Raw genomic sequence first — 25,060 nt, forward strand, 5'->3', positions numbered from 1 at the left:
GCGGGGGCGGGGGCGGGGGGGCGGGCGGGGGGGGGGGCGGGGGGGGCGGGGCCCCCCGGGGGGGGGGGGGGGGGGGCCCGGGGGGGGCCCCCCCCCCCCCCGCCGGGCGTCGGGATCGCGGCGCGGCGCGCTCAGAAGCGGCCCAGTGGGGCGTCGCCCCAGTAGCCGCCGACCTCCCGGTGGTAGTCCGGGTCGCCGAGGTGCTTCTCGCGGACGAACTCCGGTGCCTCCTTCACCTGTTCCTTCGTCCGGTCGACGTAGACCTTCTGCTCCGCGGCGTCCACGCGGGTGATGGTGCCGGCGGGCAGCAGGACCTCCTTGCCGAAGATCCACGGTCCGGTGTCGACGACGATCCAGGAGGCGTCGGTCTCGTACGAGTGCTTGTCGACCTTGCCGATGGTGCCGTCCACGGCCTCCACCTTGTAGCCCGTCAGATCGGTGCCCTCCAGGCTGCCGGCGGAGAGGCGGTAGACCCAGATGTTCTCGGTCATGGGAGCAACTTCCCTTCTCGGCGGTTCCTCGGGGGCGACGGCCGGCCGGTCCGCTGCCGGACCGGGGCCGACGGCGTCGCCACGGACCTCGCCTGCCCCGGTTCCGGGGTTTGACTCACACGGCTTCGTCGGGAACCGGGACCGGCACCGAGACCGGGACGGAAACGGGGACGGTGACCGTGACGGGAGCCATGGCGGCGGGCTCGGCGGACGGCGCCGCCGCGTCCGCGGGGTGACCGGCGAGGTAGTCCAGCAGGCCGGCGATCTCCAGCCCGGCCTCCGCGGGGTGGCGGAAGCGGGCGCCGGGGGCGATGACGTAGCGGTTGCGCCGGCCGTCGCGGGTACGCGTGAGGTACCCGTCCGCCTGGAGGTCCGTGACGATCGCCTGCACGGTGCGCTCGGTGAGGCCGCAGCCGGCCGCGATGTCGCGCAGCCGGATCCCCGGGTCGCGCGCGATCGCGACCAGGACCCGGGCGTGGTTCGTCAGGAAGGTCCAGCGGTGCCGGCGGGTATCCGTGTGCTCGTTCTCCACGCCGACATTGTTGAGCCACAACTCGCGAAAAGCAATTCCCGAACCAGTTTTCCGGTATCCCTTGACGTGTGTCCGATCGCCCGGCAGGGTGCTGGGTGAGCGGAACCGGACTTCCGCTTGACCGCGATCGCCAGAACGCACCGCAAGCCAAGTGCCCAAGGAGCGCCAACGATGACCTTCACGGCCACCCCCGAGGCCCTGCAGACCGAAGCCGAGCACGCCGAGGCCGAGCGCCGCGAGCGTGAGCGCCCCGAGCACGGGCAGGCCCTGCGTGCGAGGCCCCAGGCCACGCCGCCCGGCGCCGAGGGCCTCGGAGACCCCGACCTGGCCGGACTCCCCGAGGTGCCCTGCCCGCGCGAGGTGTCGACCTGTGACGCCCGGGAGCTGACCCGGGTGTTCTTCGAGCGCCTGCGCAGCCTCGAAGAGGGCACCCGCGCGTACCAGTACGTGCGCAACACGCTGATCGAGATGAACATCTCCCTGGTGCACTTCGCCGCCCGGCCCTTCCGGGACCGGCCCGGCGGCCCGGAGAGCGAGGACATCATCCAGGTCGGCACCATCGGCCTGATCAAGGCCATCGACCGCTACGAACCCGAGCGCAACGTCCAGTTCAGCACCCTCGCCATGCCCTACATCACCGGCGAGATCAAGCGGCACTTCCGCGACACCACGTGGGCCGTACGCGTCCCCCGCCGCCACCAGGAGCTGCGTTCCCAACTGGCCAAGGCCACCGAGGAGCTGACCTCCGCCACCGGCCACGCCCCCGCCCCCGCGGAGCTCGCCGCACACCTCGACCTCACCGAGGACGAGGTGCGCCAGGGCCTCGTCGCGGCCAACGGCTACTCCGCCCACTCCCTCGACGCCCCCCAGGAGATCTCCGCGGGATCGGGGACACGGGCGGCCGCCCGCTCCGCGCGCACGCTCTCCGAGACCCTCGGCGGGGTGGACCCGGACCTGGAGGCGGTCGAGAACCGCCACGCCCTGGCCCCCCTGCTCGCCCGGCTGGACGAACGCACCACCCGCATCCTGGAGCTGCGCTTCGGCCAGGAGATGACCCAGGCGGAGATCGGTGCGGAGATCGGACTCTCCCAGATGCACGTCTCCCGGCTGCTCTCCCGCACCCTGGGCAGCCTGCGCGAGGAGCTGCTGCGGGACGACTGACCGGAACTGGCTGATCGTCGGATACGCGCACGAGAGGCCCCCGACTTCGTGTCTTCTGCCCGTACGGACCCCGACGGACCCGCGGCAAGACTCTCTCCCACGGGCCGCGGCCGTTCCGGGGGCCGCGGCCGGGACACGGGGAGGGACAGCACGATGAGTGGTCAGCTGTACGACGGGATCGGCGAGGCGTTCGAGGGCTTCAAGACGCTTCCCCTCGCGCGCTACGGCGAGGTGCCGGGCTTCCTCGCCCTCGTCGGTGACGTGGCGGGCAAGTCGGTCCTCGACCTGGCCTCCGGCACCGGCTTCTACAGCCGCGAGTTCAAGCGCCGGGGCGCGTCGGACGTCCTGGGCGTCGACATCTCCGGCGAGATGATCGCCGCCGCCCGGGCCATCGAGGACGCGGACCCGCTGGGCATCCGGTACGAGGTCGGCGACATCGCCGAACTGCGCGCCTTCGAGCGGCCCTTCGACGTGGCCGTCGCCGTCCAGGCCTTCAACTACGCGGACGACGTCGCCACCGTCGAGCGGATGTTCCGCAACGTCCACCGCAGCCTCGTGCCCGGGGCCGACTTCTTCCTCTTCCTCCAGCACCCGGACTACCGCTTCGACGGCCCGTCCCTGGCCAAGTACGGCTTCCTGTGCGAGCGGATCGGGGAGACGGCCGTCGGGCCGCGCATCAGGCTCACCGCGCTGCTCGACCCGCCCATCTCGTTCGAGGCGAGCCCGCCCAGCCGGAAGACGTACGAGGAGTCCCTCCTGGCCGCCGGGTTCACCGACCTGACCTGGGCCCCGCTGGAGATCTCCGCCGCGGGCATCCAGGAGTTCGGCGAGGAGTTCTGGGAGGACTTCAGGGACAACCCGGCGCTCGGCACCCTCCGCTGCCGAGCCTGACCCGGAAGGGGGCCGGCGGGCCCGTCCGCCGCCCGGGATCTCCCGGGCGGCGAAGCGGCCCGTACGGTCTCCCTCCGGGTGGCCGGCCCCCACCGCAGCGGGGCGCCCGGCCCGTCCGGCCCCGGGCCCGCACGCCTGACGCGCCGTCGGGAGGATGAGTGCCCGCGCGGGGCGGGGTGAGTACGGGCACTCAGGCCCGGCCGCCGCCGTGGGCCGACGATGGTGGCCAACGCATCGTCAACCCTCGGGAGTCACCCGTGCTCAGCCGCATCGCCGCAGCGGTCGTCCCGGTGCTCGGGCACCTCACCGTCAGCGCGGACCCCGGCTCCTCGCCCCGGACCGGCAGGATCATCCTCGCGAACCACACCTCGACGGCCGACCCCGGGGTGGTCCTGGCCGGCCTGCGCAGGATGGGCATCGAGCCCGTCGTCCTGGCGACCGCGGGCCTGTGGCGCGTCCCGCTGCTCCGCGGAATGCTCAGCTCCGGCGGCCACATCCCCGTACACCGGGGCACGGCCCGCGCCGCGGCCTCCCTCGACGCGGCCGCCGAGGCCCTGGCGGCCGGCCGCGACGTGCTGATCTACGGGGAGGGCGGACTGCCCCGGCGCCGGGACGCCGCCGAGGCCGAGCCCTGCGCCTTCCGCAGCGGCCCGGCCCGCCTCGCGGCGGCCACCGGCGCACCCGTCCTGCCGCTGGGACAGGCGGGCGCACGGCGGATCACCTCCGGCAGCCGCGCCAAGCAGCTCGCCGGGATCGTCACCGCGCCCGTGCGCCGGCCGCGCCTGCACGTCCACCTCGGCGAGCCCCTCCACCTCCCCGCCGACGTGCCGGCCGCCACCACCACGGCCCACGCGGCGGTCACGGCGGCCTGGCGGACGGCGGCGCGACGGATCGGCGAGCCGGCCGCCTGGAATTCCGCGGTCAGTCGGCAAGCTTCGCCCTGAGCTTCTCCAGAATGCGCTTCTTGACCTCCGCCTTCACGGCGTCGCTGTCCGCACTCGATCCGTCACCGCATATCGCGGTGGCGGTCGCCTCGTCGATGATCACGTCGGCGTCGGCCGCGGTGAGCGTCCCGACCTGCCGGGGAACGGCGGCCGGGGCCTCCATCGCGACCGCCGGCAACGCGATGCCGGCACCGACCAGGGGCAGTGCGGACACGGCGAGCAGAATGCGGGTCCGGTACTTCACGGGCAGCTTGCTGGACATCGGAACTCTCCGTTCGGGCGGGAAGGAACCCGGCCGGAGCCGGGCGCTTCCCTCCACGGAAGCACCGGCGGGCAGCCGGGTCACGCCACTCGAATTCGTGACTTGACGGCCACCCAGCACCCTGCTCCCGCCCTGCGGGCCACGGCCCCCGCGTCCCTCGGACACGGGCAACCGGCGTGTCAGGATGGCCGCATGACGTACACGCCCGGCTCGGAGCCCGATCACGGTACCCACCCCGGGCCCGGCACAGGCCCCGGCACCCACCCCGGCCCCGGTGACAGGGGAGCGGCCGGCGCCTCGGCGCGCGGGTCCCGAGCCGTGGCCCAGCGTTCCCTCGCGGATCCCGCCGTCACGTACCCCCTGGTCCCCGTCCTGCTCGGCGGCTGCCCCACGACCTCGCTGGACGGAGCCCCCGCGCCGCTCGACGTCGCGTACGCGTACGCGGACGTCCCGGCGGACTCCCTCTTCGGACGGCCCGCCGCGCACGGGCTCGACCGCTGGGCGCCCCTCCTGCCGCCGCTGGCCGCGCCCGGACTCGGCGAGGGCGACACGCCGCTGGTTCCCCTGGCCGACGGCGTCTGGATCAAGGACGAGTCGCGCAACCCCACGTGGAGCCACAAGGACCGGCTCAACCGGGTGGCCGTGAGCGCCGCGCTCCTGGCCGGGGCACCCGGTGTGGTCGTGTCGTCCTCGGGCAACCACGGCGCCTCGGCCGCCGCGTACGCCGCCCGCGCGGGCATCCGGTGCGCGGTCTTCGCCGCCCCCGACGCACCCCCCGCCACGGCGTCGTTCCTGCGGGCCTACGGCGCGACCGTCCTCGCCGTCACGCCCCGGGAAGCCGTCTGGCCGCTGGTCCGGCGGGTCGCCGACGAACTCGGCTACCACCCGGTCGGCAACTTCACCCCGGACGCGCACACCGGGCACCCCTTCGGGCCCGAGGGCTACAAGACCATCGCCTACGAGATCTTCCTCGGCCTCGGTGAGGTGCCCGCGGACGTCTACGTCCCCACCGGCTACGGCGAGCTGCTCTTCGGCGTCTGGAAGGGCTTCCGGGAACTCGTGCTGCTCGGCCTCGCCGGCCGGACCCCCCGCGTCCACGCGTGCGAGCCGGCCGCCGGAGCACCGCTGGCCGCTGCCGTGCGTACGGGCCGGCCGGCCGCCCGGGTCCCGGTCGGCCCCACGGACGCGTACGCCATCGACTGCGCGGTGAGCGGCTACCGCGGCGTGGTCGCCCTGAGGGAGAGCGGCGGCAGCGCGCACACCCTGACCGATGCGCAGCTGCGCTCCGCCCGCGCCGAACTGGCCGCCCAGGGCATGTGGTTCGAGCTGTCGGCGGCCGCGGGCCTGGCCGCCCTGCGGGCCACCCGCCCGGCCGGAACCGGAACCGGAACCGGAGCCGCCGGCGACGGGCCGGCCGTCTGCGTCGCCACCTCCAGCGGGTTCAAGGACTCCGGGACCGCGCGGCGGGACCGGTACCCGGAGCTGCCGGCCGACTGGGCCACGGTGCGCGCCGCGCTCGCCTGACCGGGTGGCCCGGCCGGGCCACCCGGCCGGTAGGGCATCATCGTGGGATGTCCGATCGCATCATCGCCGCCTGTGACGGGGCGGCCAAGGGAAACCCCGGCCCGGCCGCGTGGGCCTGGGTCATCGCCGACTCCGAGGGCCGCCCCGAGCGCTGGGAGGCGGGGCCGCTGGGCCGCGCCACCAACAACGTCGGCGAACTCACCGCCCTCCAGCGCCTGCTGGAGGCCGTGCCCGGGGGAACGGCGCTGGAGGTGCGGATGGACTCCCAGTACGCGATGAAGGCCGTCACCCAGTGGCTGCCGAACTGGAAGCGGAACGGCTGGCGCACGGCCGCGGGCAAGCCGGTCGCCAACCAGGAACTCGTCCAGGCCATCGACGCCCTCCTCGCCGACCGGGACGTCGAGTTCCGCTACGTGCCGGCCCACCGCGAGGACGGCGACCACCTCAACGCCATCGCCGACCAGGCCGCCAGCGACGCCGCCACGAGCCAGGAGCCCGCCGGCACGGCACTCGGCACGGAGGAGATTCCGGTCCCCGCCGCGGAGCGCACCGCCGCGCCCCGCCGCAAGCCGGCCGGCACCACGCGCCGCGCCTCCGGCTCCGCCTCCCGCACGATCAAGGCGAAGTACCGCGGCACCTGCCCCTGCGGCCGCCCGTACGCCGCCGGCGAGGACATCGCCAAGCTGGGAACCCGCTGGGGCCATCCCACCTGCGCCCCCGCGGCCCCGTCCCCGGCCTGACCTCCGCGGCGTCAGCCGCGGTCGGCCATCCCGTTCACCACCAGCGCGCCGAACACGGCACAGGTGGTCAGCAGGGTGGCCGCGGTCACCAGGACCGTGCGCGCGCCGCCCCGGTCCAGGCCGAGGGCCTGGAAGGCCAGGGCCGCGAAGGCCAGGGCCGGCACGAGGAGCAGCAGCAGGAACGGGACGTCGTACCCGAGCGAACCGGACACGGCGGCGAGGAGCGCCGCGCAGCCGAGCACGCGGGCGGTCAGGTCGGTCCAACGCGGACGTGCTCGCTCGGGGCGCATGCGGCGAGGTTAGGCCCCGACACGGCACCGCCACCAGGGCCCGGCGCCCGGCCGTCCCCGCCCGTCCCCGGCCGCCCCTCACGCGAGACCCAGCGCGAAGACCGCGAAGCCCGCGGACAGAACGCCCGCCAGGGCCCGCCGGAGCGTGCCGGTACGCGTCCACGGGGACTCGAACCCCCGCGCGTACCGGCCGATCAGCACCAGCAGCACCGCGAACACCGGCATCCAGGCCAGCCGCGCCAGGATCCAGCCCACCGAGTCGGGTGCCCCGACCAGACCGGCCACCGGGCCCGCGGACGCGGCGGGGACCGCGGCGGCCAGCATCGCCGTCTGGTGCCAGCACAGGATCGTCATCGCGGACAGGTTGACCACGACCACCGGCGCCCACAGCGCGGGCCGGCGCAGCCACCGCCCCAGCCGGTCCCGGAGCAGGACCGCGGCACCGCTCTGGGCGGCCGCGAGGGCGAGGACGAGCAGCGAGGGCGGGTGGGAGTTCGTACGCACCTCACCCGGCACGCCCACCATCGAGGCCGGGTAGCCGCACCAGACCAGCAGCGCCGCGAACAGCACCGCCCCGCCGAGCAGCAGCCCCCACCCGTGCCGCCGGGCGACCCGGCCCTCGCCCCAGGAGACGCCGAGCTGGTACGCGAAGAGCCAGCCCGGCAGGATGTTGAGCACGCCCAGCCAGGACGGCGCGGCGTCGGCGTACGGTCCGTAGCGCAGGAAGTCGACGACCGCGACGGCCCCGAGCAGCGGGGCCGCGGCGTACGCGCCCAGCCGGCGCGCGGCGCGCACGCAGTACGGGGTGAGCGCCGACACGACGGTGTACACGCCGACGAACCACAGCGGCTGGACGACGAGCGTGGACGCCGTCCGCAGGGTGTCGGCCGGCACCCCGAAGCCGTGGTGCAGCAGCGGCAGCAGCCCGGCCCACACGGCGGTGACCCCGAGCACCGGCCGGCCCAGCCGGGCCAGCCGCCCCTTCAGCCAGTCGGCCGTGGGGCCCTGGTGGCGGCGGAAGGAGAGGACGGAGGCGTAGCCGCCGACCAGGAAGAAGATGCCCAGCATCTGGAGCACCCAACTGGCCGGCGCCAGGCCGCCGAACGCGGACAGGGGACTCGCGTTGTGGAGGGCGCCGTCGGGGGAGAGGGTGAAGCCGCCGAGCAGCCAGTGCCCGGTGGGCACGGCCAGCAGGGCGAGGGCGCGCAGGCCGTCGATCGCGCGGTCCCGGCCGGCGGGCGTCCGGGCCTCGATGCCGCGGGCGGCCGTCCGGAGCGTGCGCAGCGCCTTCACCGGACCTCCCCGTCCGTGATGGCGGCGAACGCGCGCAGCGAGGCGGTACCGGGGGTGAAGTAGCCGTCGTGGCCCCGCGCGTCCCCGGCCGGCACGCGGCGGGCACCGAATCCGGCGCCGGCCGGATCGGGTCCGTGGCCGAGCCCGGCGAACTCGACGTGGGGGACCAGGCCGATCCAGTCGGTGGGGTTCTTGGCGGCCCACACCCGGGCCGTCGTGTGCAGCCCGGCCGCGGTGCGGGCCCGCATGCCGGGCGAGGCGACCGCCACGATGTCCTCGGCCTCGACCCGGTGCGCGGCGAGCCCGCAGACCACCGAGCCGTAGCTGTGGCAGAACAGGCTCGGCCGGGCGGCGCCGACCGCCCGCAGACCCTCGGCGAACCGGACGAGCCGGTCCGCCCCGGCCGCGGCCAGGTCCCCGCCGGCGGCGTCGAGGCCCACCCCCACGGGCGTCGTGTACCCGGCCCACGCGACGACGGCCGTCCGGTCGCCGGTGGCTCCGCGCAGGGCGGTGGCCTTGCGGACGAGTCCGCCGAGGTTCCCGGCGTCCACGTCGGCCCCGGGCACGACCACCGCCACGTGCCGCGCCCGGGCGAGGTCGCCGTAGACCAGCACCGCCTGGCCGCGGCCGCGCGGGTCGTACGCGAGGACCTGCTGCCCCGCGAAACGGGCGCCCGCGGTACGGGCGTTGGCCGCGTACCGCAGGGCGAGCGGGGCGCCGTCGAGGTTGCCGACCACACCGGGGTGGGCGCTCGCCAGCTCCTGCCGCCGCCGCTCTCCCAGCCCGCCGAGGTACCGCGCCGTCCGGCCGGGCGTCATGGCCTCCGGGTCCGGCAGCCCGGCCGCCCGCCAGGCCGCCGTGCCGGCCGGCGCCCCGGTCACCGGCAGCCGGGTGGTGCCGGACGCCCATCCCGCCGTACCCGCGACCGCGGCGGTGGTGAGCGTGGCGGCGACCAGCATCCTGGTGAGCCTTGTCCTCGTGAACCGGCGCATGCGACGGCCCTCCCTTTCCGTTCCCGTCCTTCTCGTGGTGAGCGAGAGGAAGGTAGGAAGGAGACGGGTGACGGCACGTCACACCGGAGAGCCAACCGGCGCCTCATACCGGGGTAGGGGGTCGACGACCGGGAGGCACCGGACCGGGGGTGGGGTTTTCCCCCGGCCCCGGGTGACGTCCCCCGACCGTGGGTGGGGAGCCCCCGACGGACGGCTAGCGCCCGCCGGGCGTGACCAGTCCCGACTCGTACGCGAAGACCACCGCCTGCGCCCGGTCCCGCAGGTCCAGCTTGGCCAGCACCCGCCCGATGTGCGTCTTCACGGTCTGCTCCGCCAGCACCAGGTGCCCGGCGATCTCCTGGTTGGACAGCCCCCGCGCGACCAGTTCCAGCACCTCCGTCTCCCGCGGGGTGAGCCCGTTGAGCCGCAGCGCGGCCCGGTCGGCGCGGGGCGCGGGACGCGAGGCGGCGAAGTCGGCGATGAGCCGCCGCGTCACCGACGGGGCCAGCAGGGCCTCTCCGGCCGCGACCACGCGGACCGCGGCGATCAGGTCGGCCGGCGGCGCGTCCTTGAGCAGGAAGCCGGAGGCGCCCGCGCGCAGCGCCTCGTACACGTAGTCGTCCACGTCGAAGGTGGTGAGCATCAGCACCTTCGGGCGGTGCGGCACGCCCGGCGGCGGGGTGAGGATCTCGCGGGCGGCCGCGAGCCCGTCGAGTTCGGGCATCCGCACGTCCATCAGGACCACGTCCGGGTGCACGGCGCGCGCCACCTCGACGCCCTGCCGCCCGTCCGGAGCCTCGCCCACCACGTCGATGTCGGACTGCGCGGAGAGCAGGGCCGCGAAGCCCGCCCGCACCATGGCCTGGTCGTCGACGATGATCACGCGGATGGTCACGGGAGGTCCTTCGGGGTCGTCAGCGGCAGCCGGGCGGCGACCCGGAAGCCCCCGTCCGGCAGCGGCCCGGTGTCCAGGAAGCCGCCGGTCAACCGTACGCGCTCGCGCATCCCGACGAGACCGTGCCCGGTGCCCGTCCCGCCCTCCAGCGGCGCGGCGGGCCCCTCGGCGGGCCCGTTGACGACGAGGACGTGCAACCAGCCCTCGCCGTCGCCCCGTACGGACACCCGGGTCGCGGAGCCGGGCGCGTGCCGCACCACGTTGGCCAGGGCCTCCTGCACGATCCGGTACGCCGACAGGCCGACCGCCTGCGGCAGTTCGCCCGGCCCCGGCAGGTCCGCGGCCATCGACAGCTCGGCCGGCACCCCGGCCCGGACGGTCGCCTCGACGAGCTGCTGCACCCGGTCGAGCCCGGGCTGCGGTGCCCGCTCGCCCTCCGCCCCCTCGCTGCGCAGTACGGAGAGGAGCCGCCGCATCTCGGCGAGCGACTCACGGGCTCCGGCGGCGATCGAGGCGAACTCGTCCCGCGCCCCCTCGGGGAGGTCCGGGAGCCGGTACGGGGCGGAGTCCGCCTGCACGGTGATCACCGACATGTGGTGGGCGACCACGTCGTGCAGCTCGCGGGCGATCCGGGCCCGCTCCTCCAGGAGCGTGCGGCGGGCCCGTTCGGCCTCGCTGATCGTCTCCTGCTCGACCAGCCGCCGTTCGGCCTCGCCGCGCCCCCGCAGGGTGGCCGTGACCAGCAGGACGGTGCCGCTCAGCACGAACAGCAGCACCGTGAGCCCGGCGGCCCGGTTCGGCGAGACGACCTCGAACACCGCACCGGCCGCACCCGTCGCCAGCCACACCCCGACCAGGGCGCGCCGCCGCTCGCGCAGCCCGAGGGCCGCCATCAGCACCAGGTAGCCGACGATCACCATGGGGGTCCACGGCCAGGGCCGCCCGTCGACGCCGCTGGAGGCGAGCAGCACGAAACCGCCCGCGACGTCCGCGGCCGAGATCACCCACCAGGCCTGGAGGGGCCGGGTGACGGCCAGCAGCAGCGGCAGGGTCTGCACGGTGGCCAGCGCCCCGGCCAGGCCGCCGGGCACCCGGTAGTCCTGTACGAGCACGACGACGGTGACCGGCAGGAGCGCGGCGGCGCTCGCGAAGGCCACCGCGTAGGGCAGCCGGCGCACCCAGGGGGACGACGCCCGCGCGAGGAGTGCCTCACCGGGACGGGTGGGTGTGGCGAGGGCGGTGCCGAGGCTCCGGAGCAGCTCCTGCGCCCGGACCCCGGTCTGTGGCGTACGCGGCGGACGCCGCTTCTCATCGTTCATGACCGGCCCAGGGTAGGCAGGCCCGGCCCCGGGACACGTCATACCCGGGTACGGGCCGCGGCCTCGTACCGGGGTGGGGGTCCGCGTCCGCCCGCATTGCCTTCGCCTTCATTCATTGCAACGACTCGTTGCGTTTGATTCAGCGTCATTGCATTGATCTGGCTATGTGGAGCTGGGTAGTTCACTTCTTGAGCATTGACGCAGACGGGAATGCAACGTAGCTTTCGCGATACGTCAAACACGCTATGTCGCGAGATGAGGAATGCCGTGAGTGAATCCCCGTACACCGTGCCCGCGCTTCCGGCGGAGCGCCGGACCGGCTGTCCCTTCGACCCGCCGGCCGAGCTGACCGAAGCCCACCGGCACGGCCCCGTGAGCCGCTACACCCATCCCGGCGGGAAACCCGGCTGGTTCGTCACCGGCTTCGAGCAGGTCCGGTCGGTCCTCGCGGACCCGCGGTTCAGCTCGCGCAAGGACCTCATGAACGTGGTCGACTTCGAGCTCCCCCCGGCCCCGCCCGGTGAGTTCCTCCTCATGGACGAGCCCGAGCACAGTCGCTACCGCAAGCCGCTGGTGGGCAGGTTCACCGCCCGGCGCATGCGGCTGCTCACCGAGCGCATCGAGCAGATCACCGCCGACTGCCTGGACGCCATGGAGAAGGCGGGACCGGGGGCGGACCTGGTGAGCGCGTTCGCCAAGCCCATCCCCACGATCGTCATCTGCGAGATCCTCGGCGTGCCGTACGAGGACCGGGCGTCCTTCCAGGAGCAGATCGACACGTTCATGAACGGCGAGACGGGCGACGAGGAGCTGATCGCCGCCTACACCGCCACCCAGGAGTACCTCGGCCGGCTCGTCGCGGCCAAGCGCGCCCACCCCACGGACGACGTCCTGAGCGAACTCGCCGACAGCGACCTGACCGACGAGGAGCTGCGGGGCGTCAGCCTCATCCTGCTGGCCGCCGGCTTCGACACCACGGCGAACATGCTGTCCCTCGGTACGTTCGCGCTGTTGCAGCACCCGGAGCAACTCGCCGCGCTGCGCGCCGATCCCGAGCTGATCGACCGTGCCGTGGAGGAGCTGCTGCGCTACCTGAGCGTCGCCAAGACCTTCCACCGGACGGCGCTGGAGGACGTCGAGGTGGCCGGCCGGACCATCGAGGCGGGCACGACGGTCGTCCTCTCGTACCACACGGCCAACCGCGACCCCGGCCGCTTCGCCGACCCCGACGTCCTCGACCTCGCCCGGCAGGACGGCGGCCACCTGGCCTTCGGCCACGGCATCCACCTGTGCCTGGGCGCCCAACTGGCCCGCGTCGAGATGCGGATCGCGTTCTCCGCCCTGCTCGCCCGCTTCCCCACGCTGCGCCTGGCCGTACCGGCCGACGAGGTCGCGCTGCGCCCGGAGGCCGCGGACATCTTCGGGGTGAAGAGCCTGCCGGTCACCTGGGACGCGTGACGACGGCTGTGCGACGAAGGGGGAGTTGACGGGGGGAGGTTGACCAGGGCCGTGCGGCGACGGCCGGTCGACCACGCCGGTGCCGGGGAAGCCGTCAGAGCGACGGGTCGTCCACCGGGACGCCCAGCCGGGCGGCCACGGCCGTGAGGGCCGGGCCCAAGGGCAGGGCGACGCGCGCGGCGGCGTGCCGGTCGCCGCGCGTCACGTCCCGGTTGACGATCAGCACCGGCTTCCCGGCAGCGGCCGCCTGCCGGACGAACCGCAGGCCGGACATGACCGTCAGCGAGGAGCCCAGGACCAGCAGGGCAGCGGCCCGGTCGACCAGCTCGCGGCAGTGCGCGACGCGCTCCGGCGGCACGCTCTCGCCGAAAAACACCACGTCCGGCTTGAGGACCCCACCGCACGCGGCGCACGGCACCACGCGGAATCCGCCGACCTGGTCGTCGCGGAGGTCCGCGTCGCCGTCCGGGTTCAGCGCGGCGGGCAGCGGCGCGAACCCCCGGTTCGCCTCCTCCAGGCGCGCGGCGAGCTCCCGGCGCGAGCCGGTGGCGCCGCACGAGAGGCAGACCACCCGCGCCAGGCTCCCGTGCAGTTCGACGGTGCCCTCGCTGCCGGCGGCCTGGTGCAGCCCGTCGACGTTCTGCGTGACGACCCCGGTGAGCAGCCCGTGCCGTCCGAAGGCGGCCACCGCCCGGTGCCCGGCGTTCGGCCGGGCGCGCCCGAAGGTGCGCCACCCCAGGTGGCTGCGCGCCCAGTAGCGGCGCCGGGCGCCCGCGCTCGCGGTGAAGTCCTGGTACGTCATCGGCGTGTGCCGGCTCAGACTCCCGCCCTCACCGCGGTAGTCGGGGATGCCCGACTCGGTCGAGATGCCGGCCCCGGTCAGCACCAGCACCCCGCCGCGGCCGAGCGTCTCGACGACGGGCTCCAGGTCGGTGGTGCCCGGCGGCAGGTCCGCGTCGGGGATCCAGCTCAGGGTGGGGCGCATGCGCATACGGCCCAGCGTACGCCGCCCGGGACCGGGCCCCCGGAACCCGTCCGTCCGACCGTACGCGCGTTCCGGCGTGCGGGTCATGACCTCGATCAGGCACGGCCGGGCACCCTGGCGCGCCCTCGCCGCAGCCCTGCTCCTCGTCCCGGAAGCCGCCCCCGCCACCACGCCACCTGTCCGGTCGGCCCGGGCCCCGGCCGAGCCCCCGCGCCGGTGGCGGAACGCCGGATCCGCTGGCCTCGGGGGCGGGCCCGGCCTGGTCCGGAAGGCGGGGAGGGGGCCTCGCCCCCTCAGCCGGCGTCTCCGCGCTCCGCCGCGTCTCCGTGCCGTGAAGTGTCTCCGTCCCCCGCCGTGTCTCCGTCCCCCGCCGCGTCCCCGCGTCCCGCCGACGCGTCCGGCGGGCGGAAGCAGGCGGTGACCGTCTTGCCGCGGTGGCACGGGTGGACGTCCCACGTGTCGGCCAGCGCGTCGACGATGCCGAGGCCCCGCCCGGAGGTCGCGCCCGCGCCGGCCTCCCTGGGCCTCGGCAGGTGGGGGTCCGTGTCCGCGACGCTCACGTGCAGGCAGTCGCCGTCCCAGGCCAGCACGATGTACGCGGTCCCGGAGGCGTGCAGGTGGGCGTTGGTCACCAGCTCGGACACGGTCAGCAGGACGGAGTGCACCGTGTCCGGCGCGTCCGCGGTCCAAGGGAGCAGCGCCAGGTGCTCCGAGGTCCACGCCCGGGCCGCCCGCACCCCCTTCGCCACCGGGAAGGAATGTGCCCAGCCCACCGCACGCAGCTCCAACGCCCTCACCTCGTCCCGTTCCTGACGTCCTGAACCGCGTCTACCCGGTACGGCTGCCCGCATCCACCACCGTGCGTTCCCGCAGGCACCACCCCCGCCCCGATCAGCCGCCGGCCTCCGGCAGCCCGCGCCTGGCGTCGAGTTGGGGCCGGGTGAAGAGGTGCCGGGTCTTCCGCAGCAGCGCGGCCAGCTCCTCGCGTTCCGCGGCATCGTCGAACCGTCCGGCATCCCAGTGGTAGCCGAGTACGGTCAGGCACGCGGTCGCCCGCAGCTCGGGGTTCCCGTCCTCCAGCAGGGCCACGGCCGCCCGCGGTTCGTGGATCCCGCCCCGCGCGCGCAGCAGCCGGAAGGCGGCCCGCCGGGCCGGCAGGGCCACGCGGGGAGCCAGCAGGGGGAAGAGGGCGTCCGGGTCGAGCGCCGCCGCCCCCGGCAGCAGGGCGCGGCAGGCCTCCCGCACCACGGGCGGCGCATCGTCCATCAGGGCCGCCAGCAGCTCCTCCTCCGTGACCGCCCGCAGCAGGCGCAGCCCGGCCAGCGCCGCGGCCCGGACCCGGCCGGCGGGGTGCGCCAGCAGGTCCTGCAGGACGGTCACGGCCCCGTCCCCGCGGCACTCGGCCAGCCCGGCCACCGCGTACGGGGAGGGCTCGGCGGCCTCCGCGACCAGCCGCCGGTACAGTCCGGCCGGGTCGCCGCCCTGCTCGCCGACCAGCCGGCGGGCCCGCGCCCGGACGAAGCGGGAGGGGTCGGTGAGGTGCCGTACCGCCTCGGCGCCCCGGCCGGCCGGGCCCAGGGCGGTCACACCCGCGGCGCGCACCAGCGGCTGCCGCGCGCCGAGCAGCGCGTCGACGCTCCCCGCGACGGCGCCGGCGTCCCGCTGCCGCCGCCCGGCCGGCACCCCGGGGCCGCCGAGGGCCGCCAGCAGCGCGTCCGTCCAGAGCCGCGCCGTGCCGGGGTCGCTCTCCGCCACGGCCTCGCGGGCCAGGACGTCGACGGTCATCCCGCGCCGGGCGGTGGTGAGGCGGGCGGCGAACCGCCGGGTCGGCAGGTGGCCGGCACGGCGGAGCGCGGCCAGCAATTCCTCGGCCTGCCCGCGGCCCGGGCGCGCGAGCAGCCCGACCCGCCACCACTGGGCCAGGCGCGGCTCCCGGGCGTGCAGGGCCGCCTCGAAGAACTCCAGGGCCCAGCCGCCGTGCCGGCGCGCGCCCATCAGCAGGACCGTCCCGGTGGACTGGAGCACCGTCTCCCGCGGCCAGGCCGCCAGCGTCGCGACCAGCAGCCGACGGGCCCGTGCCCGCACCGCCGGCACCGGGTCCGCACAGCGGATCACCACGAGGGGCAGCGGCAGGGACACCGTGTACGGGCGCCGGAGCGCAGCCTCCCGCACGCGGCCGTCCGGGTGGCAGAGCCGCAGCCCGACGGGCACGACCGGCGCGCTCCACCCGCCCGGGCCGTCCCAGGGGCCCCGGCGGCCGCCCGTACACACCTCCCGCCGTACGCACGCGTCGAAGGCCACCCACGCCTCGGGCGTGCCCGGCCCGGCGACGGTCCCGCCGCCCCGCTCCCCGTATTCCAGCAGCGCCCGCGCGATCGCCTGCCCGGCCACCACCGAACGGCGGTGCTCCGCCCCCATGTTCCCCCCCCCGCTCCACGGCACTGTGCGCCCCGACCGTAACCGCCACCGGCGCACGAATTCGAACCGGATCCGGCCGCCCGTACAACCTTTCGGGATCCTCGTGGATCATGACCGTCAGACACCGGCCGTGCGACGACGCGTCCGGCCGGACCGACTGCAGGGGGTTGACGTGCGGAAATGGGTGGCGCTGAGCGCCGCGCTGGTCATGCTGGGCGGAGCGACGGCAGGGCCGGCACTGGCCGCGCCCGCCGCGCCGACGGCACCGGCCGCGCCCACGGCCGGGGAACCGCCGGAGATGGCGTGGCGCACCGACATCCTGATGACCAACGGGTCCAGTGCGTATCTGTCCCTCGCCCGTCCGGGCGAGTGGTTCAACGGGGTCATGGTCTACGTCTTCAACAAGAAGGGCCTGCCGGACGCCGACTGGAGCGACGGCGGCCTGCCCAAGGGGATGACCGTCCATCCCGGCAACGGCTGCTACGCCAAGCGCGGCGCCGTCGGCGTGTGGGTGTGCGACGGCACCACCTGGGGCGACTCCGCCCAGGGCGTCAGCGTCGCCGCGGCGAAGTCGGTGCCCAGCGGCACCAGGGTCCGGTTCGGTGCGGTGGCGGTCGGCCGCGACGGCATCGACGCCGCCGTCAAGCGGGCCCAGCGGCTGGCCGAGGACCGCCGGATCACGGTGAAGACGCAGGCGGACGCGGCGAAGAACACCTTCGCCTTCACCACCCCGCGGCTGAAGGCCGGCGGCACGGTGACCCACACCGTCAAGGCGCACATCGTGGACCGCGGCGAGTTCGAGCTGACCTTCGCACCGTCGCCCGGCCAGCGGGGCTGGAACTGGGACGCCGCGGAGAGCGAGGTCTACCTGAAGTCCCTCTCCGCGCCCGGCATGAAGTGCTCGCACGGGACGGACAAGCTGGCGTACCTCTGGTCGGGCGGCGGCTGCGCGCTGCCGCCGGGCGACCACACCATCACGTACACGCTGGCGGCAGGCAAGCAGGTGCCCGCCTGGAAGCTGCGCGCCACCGCCGTGCACAGGATCTTCACCACCGGCGTCGGGGACCCGGGCGCCACCGCGGACTTCCGGGTCTCCAGCCCGCTGCCGGTCGCGGAGGACCACGTACTCCTCGGCCGGGCCGGCCAGGGCGAACTGTGGGCCGACTCGATGCGGACGCTCGACTACGAGCAGCGCGTCGGCAGCTACTGGCACATCTACGACCAGGCGAAGAAGCTCGCGCCGATCACCACCCAGGGCACCGGCGGCGGCGTCGTCGCCCGGGACGCGGACGGGGTGCTGTGGCACTACCGGACGACCACGAACGGCACGCTGCTCAAGCAGCGCACCCGCGTCAGCTCCGGCTGGGGCAGGTACGACAGGCTCGTCGGCGGGGGTGACCTGACCGGCGACGGCCGGGCCGACCTCCTCGCGCGCGACCGCTCCGGCGTCCTGTGGCTGTACGCGGGCACGGGCCGCGACTCGGCCCCGTTCGCGCCCCGCGCCAAGGTCGTGGGCAGCTGGAAGGGCTACAACGAGATCGTCGGCGGCGCGGACCTGAGCGGCGACGGGAAGCCCGACCTCCTCGCCCGGGACGCGTCCGGCGTGCTGTGGCTGGTCCCCGGTACCGGCCGCGCGAGCAGCCCCTTCGGACAGCGCGTCAAGACCGGTGCCGGCTGGCGCGGTTACCGCGCCCTGAGCGTGCTCGGCGACATCGACCGCGACTACAAGGCGGACATGGTGGCGCAGGACGCGACCGGCGCGATCTGGATCTACCGCGGCACCGGCAAGGCCTCGGCACCCTTCGCCCCGCGCGAGCGGGCGAGCGCCGACACCGACGCGCGGAACTTCAACCTCCTCTTCTAGCCGGGCCGGTACCGCCCGCACCGGACGTCCCGGCCCCGCGCGAGAGCGCCGGGTCCGGGACGTCATCGCGTCGCCCGGAAAAACCGGTGGAGCGGCACCGACCCGCGCCGCTAACGTGCAGCCGACCCAGTCGTCCGACGAAGGCCGTGCCGTTGTACACCCTGTGAGACCTCCCGAGCGCTGATTCGTCGCGCGTCGCGCATCCCGCGCGCCGTGCCCCTTTCTGCTGCGGACTTCTCACCGGAACAGGTGTACTCCTGTGCTTGAAACCTGGGTGGTCACTCCCACCTGCCTTCCCCTCGTCATCCGCCGGTGCCACACCTGTGGCGCCGGGCGCTTCCGGCCGAGCGGGAGGTTCCGCGTCAACGCGAACCACAAACTCCTCGACGTCTGGCTCCTGGTGCTGTGCACCGGGTGCGGGGACACGGCGAAGCTCACGGTCCTGGAGCGGGCGCACGTACGCTCCGTACGGCCCGGACTCCTGGACCGGCTGCACGACAACGACGCCCGCCTGACGGCCGAGCTGCTCCAGGACGCCGCCCTGCGGCGCCGCAACCGCATCGCCCTCGACTGGACCGGAGCCTGGCGGCTCGACACGGGCGGCACCGTGCCGCGGGACGGCGAGGCGCTCGACGTCACGGTCCGCTTCGCGGCACGGATCCCGGTCCGCCCGCTGCGGCTGATCGCCGAGGGCTGCGGACTCCCGCGGGCCGAGGCCGAACGCCTCGTCACGGCGGGGAACATCGTCTCCGCGACCCGCCTCGACGCCCGCACCTCCGCGGACTTCACCTTCACGCTCAAACGCTGAGCGTGAGGGGGGTACCGGGCCCCGCGCCACCCCCGTGGCTGCTCAGGCGGAGCGGCGGGGACCGGGCGGCCTCCGTTCCGGCCGGCCTTCGTGCCCCGCTGCGGTCCGGCCGCCGGTGGGCACGGGGCCGGCGGTCCGGCGCGGGACCCCGGCCCCGTGCCGGCCGGCCGTGGGCCTCGGGGGCGCCGCATGAGCGGCCTGCGGCGGCACCGGCCGGTGCCGCCGCAGGCCCGTCCGCGTTTCGTTCAGCGTACCTACGGCTTCGTTTACAGGGCGGCGGGCGGCGCCGACCGCGGGTGATCCTGGTACCCAAACAACCAGGAGGCCCGTCCCTGCCCACGCGTGCTGCCTGGCTGTGCGTGGCGAGCCCTCCGGCAAGGCCCACGAGGGAGGCCGCATGGCCGACACCGTCCGCGCCCCCGTCGTGCTGGACAGCCCGCCCCAAGCCGCGGGCGTCGTGGTCTGCCGCCTCACCGGCGAGATCGACATCGACTCCGGCGCAGACGTCCGGCACTCCTTCGCCCGGGCGGTCGCCCGCGCCACCGAGGCCGTCGTGCTCGACTGCACGCGCCTCGAATTCTGCGACTCCACCCTGCTCAACGCCCTGATCCAGCTCCACCGGCAGGCGCAGGCCCGCGAACTCGGACTCGCGCTGGCGGCGCCCCCCGCCCAGCTGCGCCGGCTGCTCACCCTCACCGGCACCGCCAAGCTCCTCCCCATCCACCGGACCGTCGCCCAGGCCCTCCGCGCCGTCGACGGCAAGCCGCGGGGCGCCAAGGCGGGCAGCGCCGGCCACGCCGCACCCCCGGACGGAAGCCCCACCCGCGGCCCGCACCGGGCGGCCCCGAGCAGGCCCCCGGCCACCCCCGGCCCGGACCGCACGTCCCCCGGCACGCAGACGAGCGACACGCACCGAGCCGCACCGGAGGCCCACCCGACGGCCACCCCGGACGCACCCCACGCGCCCTCCGGCACCCACGAACCGGCGGCCGCCCCCGCCACGTACGAACCGGCGGCCGCCCCCGCCACGTACCCGTTCATGTCCGGCACCCACGAGCGTGACGTGCTGGAGCAGGCCCTGGGGCAAGCGGAGCGCGGCGTCCTCGCGGCCTCCTGGAACCTGGCCGAAAGCGACCGGGAAGCCCTCCGGACCCTGCTGGCCGAACTCGACGCCTGGGCAGCAGCGGAGCCGGCCCCGGACCCCCAGGACCGTATCCGGCTGGCAGAAGCCTGCGCGGCCACCGCCATCGCCGCCCGGCAGCTGCGCGGCCTCCTCGGGCGCCTGCTCGGTGACTGCGCCGCCGCCCTCCGCCCGGCCCTGCACCCCCAGTCGGCGCCGGTCACCGCACCCGAGGCGGCCGCGGCCCTGCGGCGCATCCGCGCCCTGGTCGCCGTCGCACTGCGCTGACCGCCCCCGCCCCACCAACGCACCGCGCGACCGCCCCCGCCCACGCATCGCGGTGACCGCCCCCGCCGGGCGCCGGCCCACCGCACCCACCGCACCCCCGGCACGGACGGTCACCGTCACCCCGTACGCCGCTGCTCCACCACACCCCACGCCCGCAGCCCTGCCAGCGCCCGCCGGACGGTCTCCTCGGGCCCGCCGTCCACGGACACGGTGACCCCCCGCTCCCCACCGGAAAGCGGTTCCAGCGCGGCGTACTGGGAGTCCAGCAGCGCCACCGGCATGAAGTGCCCCGTGCGCGCGGCCATCCGACGGGCGATCAGGTCCCGGTCACCGGCCAGGTGGACGAAGACCGCGCCGGGCGCCGCCGCCCGCAGCCGGTCCCGGTACCTCCGTTTGAGGGCCGAGGCGGCGACCACGCCCCCGCGGTCGCCCTGCCGGCGCACCCACCCCCCGACGGCGTCCAGCCAGGGCCACCGGTCCGCGTCCTCCAGCGGCACGCCGGAGGCCATCTTCGCGACGTTGCGTGCCGGGTGGAAGTCGTCCCCCTCCGCGTACGGCAGGCCGAGCGCGGCGGCCAGCAGCCGCCCCACGGTGGTCTTCCCGGTACCGGAGACACCCATCACGAACACGGTCGGCCTGTCGCCCATCCTCCCAGTCAACCTCACCCGGCAGCCGGGCCGGCCCCGCCTCGTACCGCCGCGGCCACGACCCCGACCAGCAGCACGACCGCCACCCCCAGCGCCCACCCGGCTCCCGGCCCCGCGTACAGCAGCCCTCCGGTCGCCGCACCGAGGAACAGCACCGTCACCGACACCGCCCGCCGCACCGCGGCCGGCCCGCCCCGAGCGCCGGCCAGCCCCGTGAGGGTCCGGGTGACCACCGTGGTCGTCAGGTCGGGTACGTCCAGCCGGCGCACCATCCCGTTCTGCAGGCCCATCCCCACCGCCAGCGGTACGAGTACCGCGTACCGTCCGGCCCCGGACAGCTCGCACCCCAGCGCCACCGCCGCCAAGACCGCCTCACCCGCGACCAGCAGGGCCGTCAGCCGCCCGCCGACCGCGGCACGGGGCCACCGGCCGGCCGCCACCGCACCCACCAGGAAGGCCGCCAGCGCCGTCGCCGGGCCGGTGGTGGACAGCCCCCCGACCCCGGCCACCGCCAGTCCCAGGAACACCACGTTCCCCGTCATGTTCGCCACGAACACCTGGCCGAGTCCCAGGAAGCTGACCGCGTCCACCAGCCCGCTCACGAACGTCAGCACGAGCAGGAGGGGCGCCGGCCAGGCCAACGCGTGGTCCTCGGGGAACGCCCGGCCACCCGCCACGTCGCCGGTGCCGTCGCGAGCTGCCTCCATGCCCCCAGTGGACCAGCGCCCCCACGGGTCCGCGACCGGGACCCCGCGCAGAAGGACGCGCGAAAAGAAGTGGGCCGCCGGACGGCCCGGTTGGTAGCGTGCGGGACACCGTGACAGGACGCGAGGAGGTGGGACCCCATGAACACACGATCGAGGTGGGTGCTCCCTCCTTCCGTCACGGTGTGCGACTGACCCATGTGTCGTCGGGAGCGCCTCAACACGGCACTCCTGAAAGGCGACACCCCATGGACCTCCACCCCGTGCAGATCACCCGGACCGCGGAGACGCGGTGGGAAGCCGTCGCGGACGACCGCGTCGTCGGCCACGGCGACGTCTCGTACCGCCCCGACGGCCGCCGCTTCGTCAGCGTCGACGTATGGCACGACGAGCACTTCGACCGGCTCGCGGCCGCCGTCCTCGCCGGCCTGCCGGCGCCCGTCCACACCCTGGTCGGCGAGCACGACGCCGGCCTCAGGGCGCGCTGGGAGCGGACCGGCTTGACGCTCGTACGCCGCGAACGCGAGTACGTGCTGCCCACCCGCCCGGCCGTCACGGGCCCGGCCACCCCGCCCCCGCCCGCGGGCGTGGAGTTCGTGCCGGGCGGCGAGGCGGACGAAGCCCAGCTGCGCCTGCTGGACCGTGCGGTCCGGGAGGAGGTCGACGCCACCGTCGGGTGGCGGACCATGCCCGCCGAGGTGTCGGCGCTGCCCGAGGGCGACACGCTCGGGGATCCGTCGCGGTACGCCGTCGCGGTCCGCGACGGCCGGTACGTCGGCTACGTCCGGGTGGTGCCGGTCCCGCGCCGGGCCCGCATCGGGCTCATCGCCGTACGGGCCGACGAGCGGCGCCGCGGCATCGGCCGGGCGCTCCTGGCGCACGCCCTGGGCGCCCTGCATGCGGCGGGCACGGCGTCGGCCTGGGCCGAGGCGGACGAGTCCAACGCCGCGGCCATCGCCCTCCTGGAGCACGCGGGAGCACACCACACCGGCACGTCCCTGGAACTGGCCCACCCCTGACCACGACCGCACACCCGCCCTCAACCCACCCCACCCCACCCCAACGAATCGAGAGACGAATCACCTTGGTGAGAACAGCGAACGGCCTGGAAATCGAAGGCACCGTCATCGACTGCCTGCGCGACGCCAACTTCACGGTGGAGCTGAAGAACGGACACCGCGTCCTGGCGCACATCAGCGGCAAGATCCGCAAGAACCGCATCAAGATCCTCCCGGAGGACCGGGTCCTCGTCGAACTCAGCCCGTACGACCTGACCCGCGGCCGCATCCTCTACCGCTACCGCACCTGACCCACCCCGTGCGCCCGGCACCCCCGTGCGCCCGGCACCCCCGGGCGCACGCCCCCCCCGGGCGCACCCGGGACCCGGCTCACCCATAAACCGCCAGGAACACCGCCGTCACCGCCGACGAGCCGGGCGAATCCCCGCTGCGCGCTCGTGTCCACCCCTGGGATCCGCCAGGTGGTGGGCCCGGGCGGCATTCCGGGTAGGGGTGCCGTCGGACGGGCAGACGCCCGATCATGCAGGAAAAGATCGCCGGCCTTGCCCGTACCGTCCGCGACCGCCGCCGCGAGCCCGTCGTCGTCCAGGCACTCCGCTCCACCCTTGCCGCCGTGGTCGCCTACGTCGTCGCCCTCCGCCTCAGCAGCGAGCCCGCGCCGCTCACCGCCCCGCTGACCGCCCTCCTCGTCGTCCAGGTCACCCTCTACTCGACCCTCACCACCGGCATCCGGCGGATGAACTCGGTCGTCGCCGGCGTCCTGATCGCCATCGGCTTCAGCGCGCTGGTCGGCCTGAGCTGGTGGAGCCTCGGCCTGCTGATCCTCGCCTCCCTGCTGGTCGGCCACCTGGTGCGGGTCGACGAGTTCGTACCCGAGGTCGCGATCAGCGCCATGCTGGTCCTCGGGGTCACGAGGGTCGCCGACACGGCCTGGGACCGGATCCTGGAGACCCTGATCGGGGCCGCCGTCGGTCTGCTGGTCAACCTGGTCGTCGCGCCCCCGGTCTGGGTCGGCCCCGCGGGGGAGGCGATCACCGGCCTGGCCGCGCGGATGAGCCGCCTGCTCGTCCACATGGGCGAGGCGCCGATCGCCGCCGGCACCGGCGACGTCGGCCGGGCCGCCGCGCGCCTGCACGAGGCACGCCGCCTCGACAACGACATCGCCCACGTCGACGCGGCCCTCCGGCAGGCCGAGGACAGCCTCCGCCTGAACCCCCGCGTCCGCGAAGGCCTGCTGTTCCGCCTGGTGCTGCGCACCGGCCTGGACACCCTCGAAATCTGCGCGGTCGTGCTGCGCGTGGCCTGCCGGACCCTGACCGACATGGCCCAGGCCCGCCCCGCCGACCAGCACGGCCCGGAGCTGCCCCCGGGCACCCACCAGGCACTGCGCGGCGTCCTGGAACACACCGCCGTGGCCGTCGTCAGCTTCGCCGAGCTGATCTCCGCCCAGGTCAGCTCCAACGCCGAGGAGGCGGAGGAGCGGCTGTCCTACGAACTCGCCGTCGCCCGCGCCAGCCGCGACCGGTTCGCCGTCCTGCTGTGGGCCGTGGTCCGCGAGCACCCCGCCCAGTGGCAGCTGTACGGCGCCCTGCTGGCGGAGATCGACCGCGTACTGGACGAGCTGGGCGTGGAGAAGCGCACCCAGCGCCTGATGGAGGAACTCGACCGCCACACCCGCGCCCGCCGGACCCGCCGCCCCCGCCTCCGCCGCCTCCGCGACCGCCTCCCGCTCCCGGCCGGGCGCCAGGGGTGACCGGGCGGTGACCGGGCGGTGGCCGCTCACGTAACCGGGCCCTCTCCCGGCTGTCAAGCCACGTATTGCAGTGGCGTGACCGGACTCCGCGTCCGGGGTTTATTTGAAGCACGGCCCCACCGGGGAATTCCTCCCCGGACCCACGAGGCCGGACCATTCGTCCGGAATTCCCGGAGGGATCGTCCGAATCGAATCACCCCGGATGGAGAATTCCGATGTTCACGCTTTCCCTGACCCGACGTGTTGTCCTGGCCGGTTCCTCCCTGGCGCTGGTGGGCGGCGGTATCGCCCTTCCCGCCACCGCGCTGGCCTCCCCCGCTCCGCAGGCCGTGGTGACCCTGGCTCCTGCCGACAGCGCCGACGGCATCGGTACCGGCGGCGACGCGAATGCCGAGAACACCACGGCCGGCGGTACAGCCACCGGCGGCAACGCGAATTCCGGAGTCGGCGAATGCAAGGGCAAGTGCACGGTGACCACCGGAAACGCCACGGGCGGAAATGCCAGCGCCGACGCCTACAACGAGGGCGACGCGACCGCGGTGGGCGGTGACGGCACCGGTACCGGCGGCACCGTGGTGAAGAAGGACATCAACAAGCAGGTCAAGGAAGTCGTGAAGAAGAAGCTCAACAAGTAGGAACGAGCCGACACGGCGGGTGCCGGA

General features: G+C 75.2%; 26 protein-coding genes. 13 read left to right on the plus strand and 13 right to left on the minus strand.

The window, feature by feature from the left end; genetic code table 11:
- Positions 1-131 precede the first annotated feature (131 nt).
- Together ACIQUR_RS34305 and ACIQUR_RS34310 are read right to left on the minus strand one after the other, a co-directional pair.
- Complete coding sequence (locus ACIQUR_RS34305) at positions 132-491, minus strand: PRC-barrel domain-containing protein (RefSeq protein WP_403673144.1); 360 nt, start codon at positions 489-491, stop codon at positions 132-134.
- Positions 492-606: 115 nt separating this feature from the next.
- The gene (locus tag ACIQUR_RS34310; RefSeq protein WP_403673146.1) at positions 607-1,044 is read right to left on the minus strand and encodes a helix-turn-helix transcriptional regulator; all 438 of its coding nucleotides are present in this window, start codon (positions 1,042-1,044) and stop codon (positions 607-609) included.
- Positions 1,045-1,194: 150 nt separating this feature from the next.
- On the opposite strand from ACIQUR_RS34310, the gene ACIQUR_RS34315 reads away from it, so the two are divergent.
- The 3 genes from ACIQUR_RS34315 to ACIQUR_RS34325 all read left to right on the plus strand — a co-directional run bounded on the left by ACIQUR_RS34315 (position 1,195) and on the right by ACIQUR_RS34325 (position 4,019).
- Positions 1,195-2,184, plus strand: coding sequence for a SigB/SigF/SigG family RNA polymerase sigma factor (locus tag ACIQUR_RS34315; protein WP_403673148.1), 990 nt, complete (start codon positions 1,195-1,197; stop codon positions 2,182-2,184).
- Between the two features lie 153 nt (positions 2,185-2,337).
- Positions 2,338-3,075 carry a class I SAM-dependent methyltransferase gene (locus ACIQUR_RS34320; RefSeq protein ID WP_403673150.1) on the plus strand — a complete coding sequence of 246 codons (738 nt, stop codon included), beginning with the start codon at positions 2,338-2,340 and terminating at the stop codon, positions 3,073-3,075.
- A 257-nt stretch (positions 3,076-3,332) separates the two neighbouring features.
- Positions 3,333-4,019, plus strand: a complete 687-nt coding sequence (locus tag ACIQUR_RS34325) for a lysophospholipid acyltransferase family protein (protein WP_403673152.1) — start codon at positions 3,333-3,335, stop codon at positions 4,017-4,019.
- Here the strand turns inward: ACIQUR_RS34325 and ACIQUR_RS34330 are convergent.
- A complete protein-coding gene (locus ACIQUR_RS34330) occupies positions 3,997-4,281 on the minus strand; it encodes a hypothetical protein (protein ID WP_403673154.1) in 285 nt (94 codons plus the stop codon). The genes ACIQUR_RS34325 and ACIQUR_RS34330 overlap by 23 nt on opposite strands.
- A gap of 318 nt (positions 4,282-4,599) precedes the next feature.
- On the opposite strand from ACIQUR_RS34330, the gene ACIQUR_RS34335 reads away from it, so the two are divergent.
- A complete protein-coding gene (locus ACIQUR_RS34335) occupies positions 4,600-5,805 on the plus strand; it encodes a pyridoxal-phosphate dependent enzyme (protein ID WP_403673156.1) in 1,206 nt (401 codons plus the stop codon).
- A 47-nt stretch (positions 5,806-5,852) separates the two neighbouring features.
- Positions 5,853-6,545: a ribonuclease H gene (locus ACIQUR_RS34340; protein ID WP_403673157.1), complete on the plus strand. Its 693-nt coding sequence runs from the start codon at positions 5,853-5,855 to the stop codon at positions 6,543-6,545.
- An 11-nt stretch (positions 6,546-6,556) separates the two neighbouring features.
- On the opposite strand, the gene ACIQUR_RS34345 is transcribed toward ACIQUR_RS34340, so the two are convergent.
- The 5 genes from ACIQUR_RS34345 to ACIQUR_RS34365 form a co-directional block, all read right to left on the minus strand.
- Entirely contained in the window at positions 6,557-6,835 is a 279-nt protein-coding gene (locus ACIQUR_RS34345; RefSeq protein ID WP_403673159.1) for a hypothetical protein, read from the minus strand.
- Positions 6,836-6,913: 78 nt separating this feature from the next.
- Positions 6,914-8,119 (minus strand): acyltransferase, encoded by a 1,206-nt coding sequence (locus tag ACIQUR_RS34350; RefSeq protein WP_403673211.1) that lies wholly within the window; start codon positions 8,117-8,119, stop codon positions 6,914-6,916.
- Positions 8,120-8,124: 5 nt separating this feature from the next.
- Entirely contained in the window at positions 8,125-9,120 is a 996-nt protein-coding gene (locus tag ACIQUR_RS34355; protein ID WP_403673161.1) for an alpha/beta hydrolase, read from the minus strand.
- A 214-nt stretch (positions 9,121-9,334) separates the two neighbouring features.
- Entirely contained in the window at positions 9,335-10,015 is a 681-nt protein-coding gene (locus ACIQUR_RS34360) for a response regulator (RefSeq protein ID WP_403673162.1), read from the minus strand.
- A complete protein-coding gene (locus ACIQUR_RS34365) occupies positions 10,012-11,334 on the minus strand; it encodes a sensor histidine kinase (protein ID WP_403673164.1) in 1,323 nt (440 codons plus the stop codon). Before ACIQUR_RS34365 ends, ACIQUR_RS34360 begins: the two co-directional genes overlap by 4 nt.
- Before the next feature lie 267 nt (positions 11,335-11,601).
- Here ACIQUR_RS34365 and ACIQUR_RS34370 point away from each other — a divergent pair, with 267 nt between their 5' ends.
- Positions 11,602-12,792, plus strand: coding sequence for a cytochrome P450 (locus tag ACIQUR_RS34370; protein ID WP_403673166.1), 1,191 nt, complete (start codon positions 11,602-11,604; stop codon positions 12,790-12,792).
- A gap of 94 nt (positions 12,793-12,886) precedes the next feature.
- Here the strand turns inward: ACIQUR_RS34370 and ACIQUR_RS34375 are convergent, their stop codons facing one another.
- The 3 genes from ACIQUR_RS34375 to ACIQUR_RS34385 form a co-directional block, all read right to left on the minus strand.
- Positions 12,887-13,783, minus strand: coding sequence for an NAD-dependent protein deacetylase (locus ACIQUR_RS34375; RefSeq protein ID WP_403673168.1), 897 nt, complete (start codon positions 13,781-13,783; stop codon positions 12,887-12,889).
- 287 nt (positions 13,784-14,070) lie between these two features.
- On the minus strand, positions 14,071-14,565 hold the full coding sequence (locus ACIQUR_RS34380) for an ATP-binding protein (RefSeq protein ID WP_403673170.1): 495 nt from the start codon (positions 14,563-14,565) through the stop codon (positions 14,071-14,073).
- Between the two features lie 103 nt (positions 14,566-14,668).
- Positions 14,669-16,195 (minus strand): hypothetical protein, encoded by a 1,527-nt coding sequence (locus tag ACIQUR_RS34385; protein ID WP_403673172.1) that lies wholly within the window; start codon positions 16,193-16,195, stop codon positions 14,669-14,671.
- A gap of 172 nt (positions 16,196-16,367) precedes the next feature.
- Here ACIQUR_RS34385 and ACIQUR_RS34390 point away from each other — a divergent pair, with 172 nt between their 5' ends.
- The 3 genes from ACIQUR_RS34390 to ACIQUR_RS34400 all read left to right on the plus strand — a co-directional run bounded on the left by ACIQUR_RS34390 (position 16,368) and on the right by ACIQUR_RS34400 (position 20,275).
- Entirely contained in the window at positions 16,368-18,059 is a 1,692-nt protein-coding gene (locus ACIQUR_RS34390; RefSeq protein WP_403673174.1) for an FG-GAP repeat domain-containing protein, read from the plus strand.
- 259 nt (positions 18,060-18,318) lie between these two features.
- Positions 18,319-18,867 (plus strand): DUF1062 domain-containing protein, encoded by a 549-nt coding sequence (locus ACIQUR_RS34395; RefSeq protein ID WP_403673176.1) that lies wholly within the window; start codon positions 18,319-18,321, stop codon positions 18,865-18,867.
- Positions 18,868-19,264: 397 nt separating this feature from the next.
- Positions 19,265-20,275 (plus strand): anti-sigma factor antagonist, encoded by a 1,011-nt coding sequence (locus ACIQUR_RS34400; RefSeq protein ID WP_403673178.1) that lies wholly within the window; start codon positions 19,265-19,267, stop codon positions 20,273-20,275.
- A gap of 116 nt (positions 20,276-20,391) precedes the next feature.
- On the opposite strand, the gene ACIQUR_RS34405 is transcribed toward ACIQUR_RS34400, so the two are convergent.
- Together ACIQUR_RS34405 and ACIQUR_RS34410 are read right to left on the minus strand one after the other, a co-directional pair.
- A complete protein-coding gene (locus ACIQUR_RS34405) occupies positions 20,392-20,922 on the minus strand; it encodes a gluconokinase (RefSeq protein WP_403673180.1) in 531 nt (176 codons plus the stop codon).
- Between the two features lie 14 nt (positions 20,923-20,936).
- Positions 20,937-21,629, minus strand: a complete 693-nt coding sequence (locus tag ACIQUR_RS34410) for a YoaK family protein (RefSeq protein WP_403673182.1) — start codon at positions 21,627-21,629, stop codon at positions 20,937-20,939.
- A gap of 245 nt (positions 21,630-21,874) precedes the next feature.
- Between ACIQUR_RS34410 and ACIQUR_RS34415 the strand changes: the two genes are divergently transcribed.
- The 4 genes from ACIQUR_RS34415 to ACIQUR_RS34430 all read left to right on the plus strand — a co-directional run bounded on the left by ACIQUR_RS34415 (position 21,875) and on the right by ACIQUR_RS34430 (position 25,033).
- Positions 21,875-22,645: a GNAT family N-acetyltransferase gene (locus tag ACIQUR_RS34415; protein ID WP_403673184.1), complete on the plus strand. Its 771-nt coding sequence runs from the start codon at positions 21,875-21,877 to the stop codon at positions 22,643-22,645.
- A 65-nt stretch (positions 22,646-22,710) separates the two neighbouring features.
- On the plus strand, positions 22,711-22,935 hold the full coding sequence (gene infA, locus ACIQUR_RS34420; protein WP_403673186.1) for a translation initiation factor IF-1: 225 nt from the start codon (positions 22,711-22,713) through the stop codon (positions 22,933-22,935).
- Positions 22,936-23,165: 230 nt separating this feature from the next.
- Positions 23,166-24,398 carry an aromatic acid exporter family protein gene (locus ACIQUR_RS34425; protein WP_403673187.1) on the plus strand — a complete coding sequence of 411 codons (1,233 nt, stop codon included), beginning with the start codon at positions 23,166-23,168 and terminating at the stop codon, positions 24,396-24,398.
- A gap of 215 nt (positions 24,399-24,613) precedes the next feature.
- Positions 24,614-25,033 (plus strand): hypothetical protein, encoded by a 420-nt coding sequence (locus tag ACIQUR_RS34430; protein WP_403673189.1) that lies wholly within the window; start codon positions 24,614-24,616, stop codon positions 25,031-25,033.
- The last annotated feature ends 27 nt before the right edge of the window (positions 25,034-25,060 follow it).

It is taken from the genome of Streptomyces sp. NPDC101132 (assembly GCF_044759225.1).
Classification (GTDB): Bacteria; Actinomycetota; Actinomycetes; order Streptomycetales; family Streptomycetaceae; genus Streptomyces.